Source organism: Streptosporangium sp. NPDC049078 (assembly GCF_040648855.1).
Classification (GTDB): domain Bacteria; phylum Actinomycetota; class Actinomycetes; order Streptosporangiales; family Streptosporangiaceae; genus Streptosporangium.
Map to the genome: position 1 here is coordinate 1 of NZ_JBEZEL010000022.1, position 13,094 is coordinate 13,094.

The following is a 13,094-nucleotide window of genomic DNA, read 5'->3' on the forward strand; positions in this document are numbered from 1 at the left end:
ACGACATCGCCCGCGACCTCACCGTCTGGTTGGCCGCCCGCCACTTCCCCGGACGGCCAACCAGGCACATCACCGACTTCTAAAACACGCCCTAGGTGAGCGTGTGCCGTCTGACCACGATTGTGTCCTCAATAATCCTGTTCGTCCCCTCAACGCGACGTGCCGCTCTTGGAAGACTCCCCACCGAAATGCAGTCCGTCATCGAAAGCATGTGACGTAGACAAGTAGTGGCTCGTGGGACGGCATGGCGCAACGACCATGGACAGATGGTCAAGAAGGAAGCAGCACTGCTCCGCCGCGCCTCAGCGGAAACGATCCGACGACTCCTGGCCCGGTTTTGGGGACTGCCGAAACCCCAGGTCAGCTTTACTTTCCTGACTGCTGGGTGATCCACTGCCCGGGTGGACCTTGACCAGTTCTTTGCATTCGGACCCGAGGTACCGTTCACCGCGAATCGGGTGTTCACCGACCGGGAGGAGTACATCCGGGCGTTTCAGCAGCGGATCGCCGCCCATCTGGCCGAGGAATGGCCCGTCGAGAGGCTGATGGATTTCCAGCGGCCCGCCCGGAACGTGATGGGGCTGAGCGGGGAGGGCGGCATCGGGAAGTCCACGCTGATCCGTCACCTCGCCGATCTCGCCCAGAGCGGCGAGTTCGACGGGCTGCCGGATGACCGCTCGGTCGCCGTCATCGACTTCGCGGACCTGTCGAGCCAGAGCTTCGAGACGGTGCTGCTCCGAGTGCGTGCCGCGCTGGGACGTCTGGGCAGGTCGTGGCCCGCCTTCGACATCGCGCTCTCGGCGTACTGGGAGCGCAAGCATCCCGGTGAGTCCCTGGTCCGCTTTCTGGGAAAGTCCTCCTCGGTCGGTGCCGTCTCCGATTCACTGCGCCTTTCCGAGCAGGTCGCGTCAAGCGTCGACGGCCTGTTCGCGGGGCTCGGTGTCGTCACGACCGCCTACCGGGTGCTCGATCTGGTCGGCACATCCGCGCGGCAGTCGATCACCCTGCGGCGGCTCAGGCGTGATCTCCCGGCGTTCGGCCCGATCCTTCAGGAGGAGAACCCGGACCGGATGCTCGGCTACCTGCCGATCCTATTGAGCGCGGACCTGGAGCGGATCCGTCAGAAGAGCCCGGTCCTGGCTCTCTGCGTACTCGACACGTTCGAGAACGTCCAGGTCCTGCCGCCCGAGCGGGGCGGGTTGGAAGATCTGGTCGTCCGGATGGCCTACCTGTTGCCCAACGTGTTCTTCACGGTCGGGAGCAGACGCCCGCTGCGCTGGGATGACCCGGTACGCGGCGTCGGGCTGACCTACGGCGGGGCGCGACGATGGCCGGGGCTGGCCGACCTCACCGACCAGTTCCCGGTCGACGGCTTCGAGTCCTCGGACGCCGACCTGTTCCTCCGGGAGCGGTTGCTCGTCGACGACGAGCCGGCCATGGGTGCCGAAGTACGCGAGCGGATCGTGGCCGGTTCCGGAGGGTCGCCGCTCTATCTGGAGCTGTCGACGGGCCTGTTCGAACAGCACCTGGCCCGAGGAGATACCCCGGACCCGAAGGTGTTCGGCGAGCCCTTTCCCGAGTTGGTCCTGCGGATGATGCGTGACCTGTCGCCCGAGGATCGGGACCTACTCCGGGCCGCGGCGCTGCTGGAGGCGTTCGACGACCGACTGCTGGCCGCGATCCTGCCCGAGGCGCGCGGCAGGCGGATCGAGGATTTCATCGCCCGGCGGTTCGTACGGCACGATCCGACCGTGTGGCCGCCCTGCCGCCTGCACGAGAACCTGCGTCGCGGGATCACCGGCTGCGACGCGCACACTCCGGATGGATGGACCGCCCGAGAGCGGCGAGACCGGGCCTCGCAGGCGTTGGCGTATCTGACGGACTTCACGCTGTCGATCTGGGGTGACGACCCGCCGGACGAGCTGACCCCGGCCGATCACAGCCGCCGTACCGTCGCGGCCTTTCTTCTCGCCCTGTACGGCGCCGCCGAGCATGAGGTCCTGCCACCGGGGCTGGGGCAGATGGCCTACACCATGCGCTATCTGGGGCACTGGCAGGTGCTGACGTCACTGCCCAGGTTCAGCGCGTTTCCGCAGCTGGCCGCGCTCGCAGAGGTGGCCAGGTTGACGGCCCAGGCGGACCAGGAGGCGACGGAGCGCCACACGGCCATGAAAGCGGCAGTCGAGAACGCTGGCGCGAGTCCGTACGCCGACTACTTCCACTTCGAACTCGGCAGCCTGGCCCAGTTCACCGGTGACCTGACCGGCTCCGACCGCCATCTCGGCATGGTCGTCGACCAGCTGTCGCCGCTCGGTGTCGCCGCCCGGTTTGACCTTGCGGGCAACGCCTTTCGGCGCAGTCGTTACCCGGAGGTCGTACGGCAGATCGAGAGAAGGTCGGCCGGGACAAGGCTGGAACGGATCGGCACCGGTGACCTGATGGGTCATGTGTACCTGCACAACGCCAGGTTCCAGGAAGCGGCGGAGCTGTTCGCACAGGTCCTGGCCGAGGCACGGCAGGCGGACGCGCCGCTCTGGGCGGCGCGGGCCGCACGCCACCAGGCTCTCGCCTCCATGTGGTTCGATCCGGAGCTGACCCTCCGGACGGTTCCGGAGGCGCGTGAGCTCAACCAGTCGGTCGGGGAGGTCGTGGGGCTGGCCCAGTGCGACATGGCGGAGTCGATGGCCCACGCCATGCGAGGAGAGTGGGCCGTCGCCACCCGCCTGCTCGGCGAGGCTCACCGGACCTTCGAGGCCGTCGGCGCCTCCGCCGAGTTGCTGCCCATCGACGTGGTCGAGGTCCTGCAGCTCATCGCACGGGGCGAGAATGAGCAGGCCCTGGCCATCACCGTCCGCCTCGCGGAGGCGGCCGGAACCGAGGAGGCTTTCCTGCCCGTGTGGTCGGCGGTCACCGCACTCTGGACCGGGCAGCCGGAGCTGCACGACTTCACCCGTACGAGATGGTTGGATCTTCCTGAGACGACACGGGAGCGGTGGGTACAACCGCTCCATCGGCTGCGAGCGGGAGGCGGGTCATGAAGGTCTGCGGCCCGCTCGATGTCGGTGACAAACGAGGACTCATCCCAACTGGCCACGTTCCGGACGCCGAGATCGCCAAGGCACGTGACGTGGCGCTCAAGAGTGCGGCGTTCGACGGTGTGGCCGAGCCGTACGAGCCGGGGGCCACGGTGGTCTACGGTCGTCGAACGGCCGTCAAGGTCCAGCACCGCCTGCACGAACGCCTTGGCACCGCCCTGCGGATGGAGTCGATGCGTAAGACCGCGGGGATCAGGGTTCCGGCCCTGCTGGACGCGGGCACCGTGCGGACCGCGTCCGGACCACGATGGTGGCTCGTGCTGGAAAGGATCGGCGGCTCACCCGGCGAACATCCGACTCCCGCCCAACAGCGCGGCCTGGGCGAGCAACTTCGCCGCTGGCACGGCGCCACGGACCAGGGCGGCCTGCGCCTGGACGAACCCGGCGCTCTCGGGGTGATGCTCGGCTCCGCACGCCACCTCGCAACCCGCGATTACCCAGCCATCTCAGACCTGTTCGACCAGGCGTGCGCGGGACAGTCAATGACGGCCATCCACGGAGACGCCGCCGTGGGGCACAACGTCCTCTTCGAGGGCGACGATCTGCTCGCCGTCCTCGACCCGGGTGCGGTCGAGATCGGGCCTCCCATGCTCGATCTCGCCTGGTGCCTCGCCGTCGACCTGCCACGTGGCGCTCATCCGCGATGGCTGCTGGAAGGGTACGGCACCGACGCGGTCGAGCAGGAGGCACTTGATGCCCTGCTGCCGCTCATGATCCTGCGCAGGTTGATCGACACCCAGGCGGAGGGAAGCGCCGAGGACTCCCGATGGCTCGCGGCCTGGCTGGCCACGAACGCCCCTGACCTCGCGCCTCTGGCCTCGCCGGAATCATCGCGGTGAAGCAGGTCGGGCCGGCGGCCCGTGCGAGTACGCCATCCTGATCAGGCGCACCGAAGGGATGGCGATATGAGCGAGGCGACCACCGGCATGCTGCACCATGTCGAGCTCTGGGTGCCCGACCTGCCCCGGGCCGTCGCCGGTTGGGGGTGGCTGCTGGGCGAGCTGGGTTACACCCTCTTCCAGGATTGGGCCGACGGGCGCAGCTGGCGGCTCGGCTCCACCTATCTGGTCCTTGAGCGGTCGCCCGCTCTCAGCGCGGACGAACACGACCGGTGCCGTCCCGGCCTGAACCATCTCGCCTTCCACGTCGAGAGCCGGGCCATGGTCGACGTCCTGGCCGAGCGGGCACCGCGGCACGGCTGGACGCTGCTGTTCCCGGACCGCCATCCCCATGCCGGCGGCGAGCAGCACTATGCCGCCTATCTGGAGGACGCCGACGGATTCGAGGTCGAACTCGTCGCCCTCGAAACATCACGCCAGGACTGACATCGCGCAGTCAGCCGAGCTTGAGCAGCAGTTCGGTGAGTTCGACCGGCATGGTGATCATGCAGTCGTGGCCCGTCTCCAGTTCCCACACCTGCGCCGGGCTGCCGTTGGCCTGTATCGCAGGGATGGCCCGCCGCTCTATGCCCTTCGGCACGCCGGCGACGCAGTGGATGTGCGTCCGCGGAATCATGCGCACGGCCGGGTCGTCCAGCCGGACCGGTTGCAGGAGACAGAGCACCGACTGATCCGACAACATCGTCCGCAGCCACGCCACGTCCGCGGGGTCGGTGACCCCGAACAGGCCCAGGGGTGGTGGCCACTCGGGCATCGGCGGGATCCGCCAGCCGGCCTCGGACTCCGCGGCGCGGTCGATGAGGGCCTGGGTCACGGGCTGCACGTCCACCGCGCTCTCGCCGTTCTCCGGGACCATCGCGTCGAGATAGACCAGGTGGGCGATCCGGTCCGGGATTCGGTTGGCGGCGGAGGAGATGACCAGCCCGGCGTAGCTGTGGCCCACCAGGATCACGTCGGTGAGGTCCTCCTCGGTGATCAGTCTGACGATGTCGTCGACGTGCGTGTCCAGCCCTACCTCGGGGCCGAGCAGATGCGCCTTGTCGCCGTGGCCGGTCAGTGACGGCGCGACCACCCGATGCCCGGCCGATGCCAGCAACGGGACCACCCGTTCCCAGCATTGCCCGCTGTGCCAGGCCCCGTGTACCAGCAAATACGTTGACATGGTGTTGCTCCTCGCTCCGGAAAGGGGCCGTCGGCTGATTTCGCCGGTGTTCGTCGTCTTGGAAGCGAGGTTTCCGCTCACCCGCTGACGGAGCCAGAGTCCCCGCGATCCTGGGGGTGACAGGGCCAGGAACGCACGACGGCGCGCGGATTACAGTGGCGGCATGGGCGACGACCTCAATCTCCTCGGCGATTACGTACGCGCTCGCCGAGAGCTCGTCACTCCCGAACAGGCCGGCATCCCCTCCCAGGGGGTACGGCGTGTGCCGGGCCTGCGCCGGGAGGAGGTCGCGATGCTCGCCGGTATCAGCGCCGACTACTACCTGCGCCTGGAGCAGGGCCGCGACCGCAATCCCTCCTCGCAGGTCCTTGAGTCCCTCGCCCGCGTGCTGCTGCTCGACGACAACGCGACGTCCTACCTGCTCCGTCTCGGGGCGGGAAAACCCCGGCGAAGGCGGCGGCCCCGGAAGGAGACCGTCCCTCCGGGCGTCGCCAAGCTCGTCGTCACGCTTCCGCTTCCCGCGTACGTGGAGGGCCGCTATTTCGACGTCCTCGCCGCCAACGCACTGGCGACCACTCTGTCGCCGCGACTCGTGGCGGGGGGCAACCGCCTGCGGGACGTGTTCCTCGACCCCGCCGAACAGGCCCTCTACCCGGACTGGGAGGACACCGCGCAGGGCATGGTCGCCGGCTTTCGCGGGTCCGTCGGCACCGACATCGACGACCCCCGATTCATCGAGCTCGTCGGCGAGCTCTCCCTCGCCAGTCCTCGCTTCAGCAGGCTCTGGGCCCGCCACGATGTGAACACGTGCGAGGGCACCCCCAAGCACATCGACCACCCCCAGGTCGGTGGCCTGTGGCTGAACCGGGAGAGACTGGGTGTCAGCGGCGCGACAGGCCAGACGCTCGTCGTCCTCCACCCGGACCCCGGCACCGACAGTGCCGACAAACTGGCGCTCCTCGCGTCCGTCACGCGGACGTGACCCCGCTCATGCTCAGCCGCCGACGAGGCGGCGATCACTCGTGTCGATACTGTCCGGCCTGATCCGGGAAACAGCGAGTCAACGCGTCCAGCGGGTGATGGCGCTCACGGCGTGCAGCCAGGACCTCGTCACGTGCGTGACAGAACGACCGGCCGTGTCCAGAGCCGGCGAAGGCTTCGGCGTTCGGTGAGCTGATCTCCGACGCCCGGTTGTGGGAACGTGAAAACCCACGTCACAGGACCGGTGAGATCGGTCCTGGGCGGGTTCAGCCGATGGAGATCAAGCCCGGAAACGGTCCGCGTGCTCGTCCACCCACTGCGTGTACGTACGTGCGGGACGGCCACCAGCTCCACCTCGGATGGTCTTAGGTCCAAGGTCCCAGGCCATGCCGGACCGGACGTCCGATGCCGTCGGCCACGGCGAGCGGCATAGTCGTCCCGAAGACAGCGCGGCACACGCGAGGGAGGGGAGGGGCGATGATCGGACCGGACGGGCCGAGCGCGGGGGCCGCCCATCCCAGTGCCCTCAGGGGGTGTGCCAACAAATGTCCGCCGGTCGCGGTGCAGCCATGACAGGCCACCGGACCACATACGGACGAAAGGCACACCCATGTCCACAACCCAGTCCCCGGCGCGCAGTCGACGGCCGGGATGGAGCCTCGCGCTGCTCGCGCTCGGGCACCTGATCATCAGTCTCGACTTCACCATCATCTACGTCGCTCTCCCCGACATCGCCGCCGATGTCGGCTTCACCCCGCACACCCTGCAGTGGGTGGTCACCGCGTATGTCGTCCTGTACGGAGGCTTCCTGCTGCTCGGCGGTCGGCTGTCCGACCTGGTGGGACGCCGGCGGATGTTCGTGCTCGGCATGGCGCTGTACGGGGTGGCCTCCGTGCTGGGCGGCCTGGCCACGGCGCCGGCGGTGCTGCTCACCGCACGCGCTTTGCAGGGTCTCGCCGGTGCGGTGCTCTTCCCGGCGGTGCTCGCCCTGGTCAACACCACCTTCGCCGAGGGCAGGGAGCGCAACCGCGCACTGACGGTCTGGGCGATGGCGGGCGCCGGTGGGCTCACGGCGGGCGCGCTCGCGGGCGGGGTGCTAACCCAGGCCCTGGGCTGGCAGGCCGTGTTCTACGTCAACGTCCCGCTCGCCGCCGCGGGGGCCGTCGCCGCCTTCGCCCTGCTGCCTCCCGACGGCCGCGTCACCTCGGGGAGCGTCGACGTGCTCGGAACGCTCACCGGTACGGCGGGCATCACGCTGCTGATCTTCGCGGTCGCGCACGGCTCGGAGGTCGGCTGGACGCGGGCCGAGGTGGTCGCCTCGGCCGTTCTCGCGGTGGTCCTGCTCGCCGCGTTCCTGCGTGTCCAGGCTCGGGGGCGGACGCCGCTGATGCCGCTGCGGCTGTTTCGCAACCGCGCGTTCAGCGGGGCGGTCGTGGTCATCCTCGTCTTCGGGCTGACGATGCAGGCCGTGCCGTACTTCCTCACCCTGTATTTCCAGGATGTCCTTGGCTTCAGCGCGCTGGAGACCGGGCTCGCGTTCCTCGGGCCGACCCTCTCGATCACGGCGGGAAACTTCCTCAGTGAGCGGCTCGTCCATCGTTTCGGCACCCGGAGCACGCTGATCACCGGCATCGTCGTCAACGCCGTGGGCGCCGCGTTCCTCGCCCCCGGCATGCACACGGACGGATCCTTCCTCACCGTCCTGGCCGGGATCGTCGTCATCGGTCTGGGCATGGGCATCACCTACGAGGCAATGTGGATCGGCGCGGGCACCGGCGTCTCGGCGGACGAGCAGGGGCTCGCCTCCGGGGTGGCCTCCACCGCGCTGCAGGTGGGAACCGCCGCGGGTCTGGCGGTCCTGGTGGCGGTCGCCAACCACGGCATCGAAGGGCTGTCCGGGCAGGCGTTGCGCGTCGCCTCCGCCGAGGGGATGCGCGTCGCCGTCTACGTCCTGGGCGCCGTCATGCTGACGGCCGTCCTCGCCGCCCTCAGGCTCCCCGGTCCGCGTGCCCGGGACGCCGCCGCGTCCCAGTCCGTCACCGACTCGGACACCGCCGACCTGCACCCCACCGGCTGACACCGGCTGAGCCCGGCTGACAGGTCCGCGGTGCGTCCTGGAGGCCGTGACGACTCGAGTCGCCCACCCTCTCTCCAGGAAAACCATCGACCGACCTGGGTGATCGCCCCGGTCGGTCGGTGGCACGCTCGTCGACGGCGCCCCTGCTCGGGTAGGCCTGCCGCCGTGTCCGATTCGTTCAAGACGACATTCCTACCGCTCGGGCATGCTGATCATATGGAACAAAAAGTACATTTCATTACTTTGTCGACACGCGATCTCGATGCCGCCCGCGCGTTCTACCGCGAAGGTCTGGGCTGGACGCCGCTGCTGGACGTACCGGAGGAGATCATCTTCTTTCAGGTGGCCCCCGGGATGGTCTTGGGACTGTTCGACGCGGAGAAGTTCGTCGAGGACATGCAGGGCACGGCGGTCGACGGCAAGCTGGGGGGCTTCACCCTGTCGGTCAACGTGCCGACCCCCGCCGACGTCGACGCCACCGTGCGGCGGGCCGTCGAGGTGGGTGGCACGCTCGTGAAGTCTCCCCAGACCGCGAACTTCGGCGGCTACCACGGCCATGTCGCCGACCCCAACGGAGTGATCTGGGAGATCTGCTACAACCCCGGCTGGCGGCTCGATGAAACCGGCCAGGTTCACCTTGGCCTGGTGGAGACGGGATAACCGCACTGTCCGGGCAGCCGCCCCCCTGCCTCACCTTGTTGTTCACCGCTCCTCAGGGGCACTCCCCCCAGCACGGGCCGGGATCGACGGGTGCGGTGGGGCGGTGGCGCTTCTCCTCGTCGGCATGCGTCCGGTTGACGCCGTGGAGTGCGGCGTCCGGCTTCTCCGGTGTGTTGCAACGTCACGCCGCTGCATCGTCGCCGCTGAGAGGGTGCCAGTAATGATCGCGGTCGGCTGTCGGTAATCACGATTCAGCACTGAGATGGGCCATGATTCATGCCGCCGGTACTGGACGGCGGCGAATATATCGATGTGAGCCGACGCCCCATTCGCTGGTGGAATTCAGCCGCTCTGCTGGCCATCGTCGCGCTGGTCACCACAGTGGTCTCGGTATGGCGAGCGCTGAAACCGGACGACCCGGTCAATCCGGCTGATCTGGCCGCGGTCGCGATCGCCGCATCGGTGGCCACGGCCGCCGTCGTGGCATGGGCCAAGCGCCGCAACACCAGCGCCAACAGACCCGCCGATGTGACGAAAGCCGCCGATGTGCTGGCCGACCTGGTGCGCAGGCAATGGCAGGACGAGGCCCGTAACCGGCTGCTTGATGACCCCGCACCCATTCCGATCCGCTGGCAGCTCACCGCCAACGAGACGGTGATGAGCATCCCTCGGCTGATCAGCACCGCGACCGAGTTCACCTTCGCCGGCCGCAGCGACGACATCGCCGCCCTCGCGAGTGACTTTCGTGCCCTGACCCGGCGGCGGCTGGTCATCACCGGCGGCGCGGGCATGGGCAAGACCACCCTGGCGATCCAGCTGCTGCTGCAACTGCTGTCCACCCGCGCGACCGATCAGGCCTGCGCCGACGAGAGAGAGATCGTGCCGGTGCCGGTGCTGCTGCCGGTCTCCGGCTGGGACCCCGGCGCCCATCCCCGGCTGCAGGACTGGCTCACCGTCCGGCTGGTCCAGGACTACCCGGCACTGGTCGCTCCCGAGCTCGGTGCCGGCGCCGCCGCCGCGCTCGTCTCCGGCGGTCACATCCTGCCCGTCCTGGACGGCCTGGACGAAATCCCCGCACCCGCCCGCGCCCAGGTGATCGCCGCGCTCAACGCCTCGCTGACCACTCGCGACCAGTTAATCCTCACCAGCCGCCGCGCCGAGTTCACCACCGCCATCCACGAGGTCGGCCGCCCGCTCACCGCAGCGGCGATCATCGTCCCTCAATCCCTCCCCTCACACACCGCCGCCGACTACCTGGCCTCCTGCCTCCCCGCCTCCCCGGCCCAGGGCTGGAGACAGACCCTGACCGCACTGCGCTCCCGCACCGTCCCCGGCCTGACCCAGCTCGCCGCCACCCCGCTGGGCCTGTGGCTGATCCGCACCGTCTACGTCACCCCCGGCACCGACCCCGCCCCCCTGACCGGCCCGCTCGGAGCCGACGCCAGCGCGCTACGCACTCACCTGCTGGACCACGTCATCCCCGCTGTCATCGCCGCCCGCCCGCCCAGCACCGACCCCGCCGACCACTTCCGTCCCCGCCACCTGCTCGACCCCGACACCACCCGACGCTTCCTGACCTACCTGGCCCACGTCTTCCCTCCGGCCACCCGCGACATCACCTGGTGGCACATCGCCCGCACCACACCCCACATCCGTTCAACAGTCGGGATCGCGCTCGGCCTCGCACTCGGAATCGGGTTCGGGATCGTGTTCGGGATCATCGGGACCATGTTCGGGATCTCGTACGAGACCGCGTCCCGGATCGCGGCCAGGAGCGTGTTCGGTCTCGTGCTCGGGATCGCGCTCGGAATCACGTTCGGGCTCACGAGCGGGCTTGTGCGCGCCAAGCCCTGGGTCAACGAAAGGCCCGGCTACGCAGACCCGCACCTGCGCGGACGAACCTCTCTTCTCTTCCGCTCCATGAAAGACGCCCTCACGTTCGGGCTCACGATCAGGCTCACGATTGGGATCATGTCCGGGCTGACGCTCTCGTTCGTACCGTCGACGCTCAATGTCGATCTCGATTCCGGGGTCTTTTTACGTCCCGGCCGAGTCAATTTTTTCGATCTCAATTTTGAATTCATATTCGGGTTCGGGTTTCTAGTCTGGCTAGGGATCACGCTGGCATCCGGGCTGATCACATGGGCGGAACAACCCACACTCGCATCGACCAGCACGCCCCGCTCCAGTTGGCGAGCCGACAGAGCGCTTACCCTTCTGCGATTGGTCGTGGCCGTGCTCGCGTGCGGGCTCGTATTCGGGCCCTTGGTCGGGCTCGATATCGCGACCGAGATCAGGACCGGGATCTCGACCGAGCTCTGGGACTGGGTCTGGGAACAGCTCACGACCCTGCTCATGATCTGGCTCGCGTTGGGGCTCACGCTCGGGCTCGGGGCCGGGACCGTGATGGGCAAGCATCATGCGTGGCTGGTCTGCACCATCGCGGTGACCCGGTTAGCCCTCCAACGCCGGCTTCCCTGGCGGATTATGGATTTTCTCGATGACGCTCACCGCCTGGGACTGCTGCGTGCGGTCGGTCCGGTCTATCAGTTTCGCCATGCGGCCCTGCACGACCATCTCGCCACTACCGCCCCTTCTGGTGAAGCCTCGTAATCACTGATTCGTCTCGCCCTCTTCGCGTCCCCTTCGGCCCGGTACCGCTGTCAGAGGGACGGCCAGTTGCGCAGGGCCGCGTCGGCCGCCTTTGGAACACGGCGATGATCCGATGTTGTCCCCCGATCTCGCCTGGCCGACATGAGCCCTGGTCGGCAGCGGGTGCTGGAGCTCCTCGTCGAGGATGGCCGACGAGAGCCGGAGAAGTGGGGGCGGTGACGCTCTGCGTGAGCGGACCGGTCACGTGTCCCAGGTGACCGGGAGGCTCTTCACCCCGTAGATGTCGGCGGTCTCCGGGCGTAGGGCGATCTCCTCGGCCGGTACGGCCAGGCGCAGGGTGGGGAAGCGGGCGAGCAGGGCGGGGAAGGCGACCCGCAGCTCGACGCGGGCGAGTTGCTGGCCCAGGCACTGGTGGATGCCGTGGCCGAAGGCCAGATGCCCGCCGTCCTGCCTGCGCAGGTCGAGCCGGTGAGGGTCGGCGAAGCGCTCGGGGTCACGGTTGGCGGTGTTGTACGACAGGATCATCATCGAGCCGGCCTTGATGGTGTGGCCGTCCAGCTCGACGTCCTCCAGCGCGACCCTGAAGAACTGCTTGGCGACGCTCAGATATCTCAGCAGCTCCTCCACGGCCCGGTCGACGAGCGCGGGGTCGGCGCGCAGGGCGGCGAGCTGCTGCGGGTTCTGCAGCAGCGCGAAGGTGCCCAGCGCGAGCATGTTGGCGGTGGTGTCGAACCCGGCCGAGAGCAGGATCAGGGCCATGCCCTTGAGCTCCTCGTCGGTCAGGTCGCTGTCGAGCAGGTCGCTGAGCACGTCGTCGGTGGGGTTGGCGCGCTTGGCGGCCACCAGCTCGGCGAGATACTCCTGGGTCGCGGTGTAGGCCGCGATGAGTTCCTCGTCGGCGACCTCCCCGCCGAGGAACTTGTCGATGTTCTCCTGGAAGCGGCCGCGGTCCTCGTACGGCACGCCCAGCAGTTCGCAGATGATGACGGAGGGGATGGGCTTGGCGAACGCGGTCACCAGGTCGGCCGTCGGCCCGGCCGCCTCCATCGCGTCCAGGTGCTCGGCGGTGACCTGCTCGACGCGCTCGGTGAGCTGCCGCATCCGCCGGACGGTGAACTTTCCCACCAGCGGTTTGCGATAGCGGCCGTGCTGTGGCTCGTCCATCAGCAGGAACTCGCCGGGCGGTGCCGGAGGGACCTCGATGTCGCCGAAGTCGACCAGCGGGTGGTGGCGCATGAGCTCTCTGCGTGAGCTGAAGCGAGGGTCGGCCAGGACCGCTCTGACCAGGTCGTAGCCGGTGACCAGCCAGCCGGCGTGTCCGTCGGGGAAGGTGTAGCGGCTGATCGGGCCGTGCTCGCGGGCGTCGAGCAGTTCCTTGGGCGGGTCGAAGGGGCAGCCGGGCGTGCGTGTGTTCGGCAGCGTGGTGACGATGTGTTCCATGGTCGTTCCTCTTCTCGGCGTGGGGGTTACTCGCGATGGCGCCGCGTGTTCTTCGCGGCTCGAAGTCGCTGTCGACTTCGGGAGGCGCATGAGCCGAACCGGGTGTCCGCGAGTCGAGGTGCGGCTTGGCGGGTGGACTCGCGGTCGAACGGCTTCTTCGACCAGGC

9 protein-coding genes are annotated in these 13,094 nt (G+C 68.5%); 7 read left to right on the forward strand and 2 right to left on the reverse strand.

All coding sequences use genetic code 11. From position 1 onward, the window contains the following. Positions 1-458: 458 nt before the first annotated feature. The 3 genes from AB0B90_RS32110 to AB0B90_RS32120 all read left to right on the forward strand — a co-directional run bounded on the left by AB0B90_RS32110 (position 459) and on the right by AB0B90_RS32120 (position 4,420). Positions 459-3,038 (forward strand): hypothetical protein, encoded by a 2,580-nt coding sequence (locus AB0B90_RS32110; protein WP_362926175.1) that lies wholly within the window; start codon positions 459-461, stop codon positions 3,036-3,038. Next, positions 3,035-3,934, forward strand: coding sequence for a phosphotransferase (locus AB0B90_RS32115; protein WP_362926176.1), 900 nt, complete (start codon positions 3,035-3,037; stop codon positions 3,932-3,934). The genes AB0B90_RS32110 and AB0B90_RS32115 overlap by 4 nt, the downstream gene beginning before the upstream one ends. Positions 3,935-4,000: 66 nt before the next feature. Then, a complete protein-coding gene (locus tag AB0B90_RS32120; RefSeq protein ID WP_362926177.1) occupies positions 4,001-4,420 on the forward strand; it encodes a VOC family protein in 420 nt (139 codons plus the stop codon). 10 nt (positions 4,421-4,430) lie between these two features. Here AB0B90_RS32120 and AB0B90_RS32125 read toward each other — a convergent pair whose 3' ends face one another. After that, complete coding sequence (locus AB0B90_RS32125; protein WP_362926178.1) at positions 4,431-5,156, reverse strand: alpha/beta hydrolase family protein; 726 nt, start codon at positions 5,154-5,156, stop codon at positions 4,431-4,433. 163 nt (positions 5,157-5,319) lie between these two features. Here AB0B90_RS32125 and AB0B90_RS32130 point away from each other — a divergent pair, with 163 nt between their 5' ends. The 4 genes from AB0B90_RS32130 (at position 5,320) to AB0B90_RS32145 (ending at position 11,487) form a co-directional block, all read left to right on the forward strand. Next, positions 5,320-6,138: a helix-turn-helix transcriptional regulator gene (locus AB0B90_RS32130; RefSeq protein ID WP_362926179.1), complete on the forward strand. Its 819-nt coding sequence runs from the start codon at positions 5,320-5,322 to the stop codon at positions 6,136-6,138. A 609-nt stretch (positions 6,139-6,747) separates the two neighbouring features. Further along, positions 6,748-8,214, forward strand: coding sequence for an MFS transporter (locus AB0B90_RS32135; protein WP_362926180.1), 1,467 nt, complete (start codon positions 6,748-6,750; stop codon positions 8,212-8,214). A 216-nt stretch (positions 8,215-8,430) separates the two neighbouring features. Continuing rightward, a complete protein-coding gene (locus AB0B90_RS32140; RefSeq protein ID WP_350945801.1) occupies positions 8,431-8,874 on the forward strand; it encodes a VOC family protein in 444 nt (147 codons plus the stop codon). A gap of 276 nt (positions 8,875-9,150) precedes the next feature. Continuing rightward, positions 9,151-11,487 carry a hypothetical protein gene (locus tag AB0B90_RS32145; protein WP_362926181.1) on the forward strand — a complete coding sequence of 779 codons (2,337 nt, stop codon included), beginning with the start codon at positions 9,151-9,153 and terminating at the stop codon, positions 11,485-11,487. Positions 11,488-11,727: 240 nt separating this feature from the next. Here AB0B90_RS32145 and AB0B90_RS32150 read toward each other — a convergent pair whose 3' ends face one another. Further along, a complete protein-coding gene (locus AB0B90_RS32150) occupies positions 11,728-12,927 on the reverse strand; it encodes a cytochrome P450 (protein ID WP_362926182.1) in 1,200 nt (399 codons plus the stop codon). Between the last annotated feature and the right edge of the window lie 167 nt (positions 12,928-13,094).

What these genes read in the sequence shown, in the direction of transcription:
- AB0B90_RS32120 (WP_362926177.1), top strand. Translation starts at nt 4,001, where the DNA reads ATGAGCGAGGCGACCACCGGCATGCTGCACCATGTCGAGCTCTGGGTG.
- AB0B90_RS32140 (WP_350945801.1), top strand. Translation starts at nt 8,431, where the DNA reads ATGGAACAAAAAGTACATTTCATTACTTTGTCGACACGCGATCTCGAT.
- AB0B90_RS32145 (WP_362926181.1), top strand. Translation starts at nt 9,151, where the DNA reads ATGCCGCCGGTACTGGACGGCGGCGAATATATCGATGTGAGCCGACGC.
- AB0B90_RS32115 (WP_362926176.1), top strand. Translation starts at nt 3,035, where the DNA reads ATGAAGGTCTGCGGCCCGCTCGATGTCGGTGACAAACGAGGACTCATC.
- AB0B90_RS32150 (WP_362926182.1), bottom strand. Translation starts at nt 12,927, where the DNA reads ATGGAACACATCGTCACCACGCTGCCGAACACACGCACGCCCGGCTGC.
- AB0B90_RS32130 (WP_362926179.1), top strand. Translation starts at nt 5,320, where the DNA reads ATGGGCGACGACCTCAATCTCCTCGGCGATTACGTACGCGCTCGCCGA.
- AB0B90_RS32135 (WP_362926180.1), top strand. Translation starts at nt 6,748, where the DNA reads ATGTCCACAACCCAGTCCCCGGCGCGCAGTCGACGGCCGGGATGGAGC.
- AB0B90_RS32125 (WP_362926178.1), bottom strand. Translation starts at nt 5,156, where the DNA reads ATGTCAACGTATTTGCTGGTACACGGGGCCTGGCACAGCGGGCAATGC.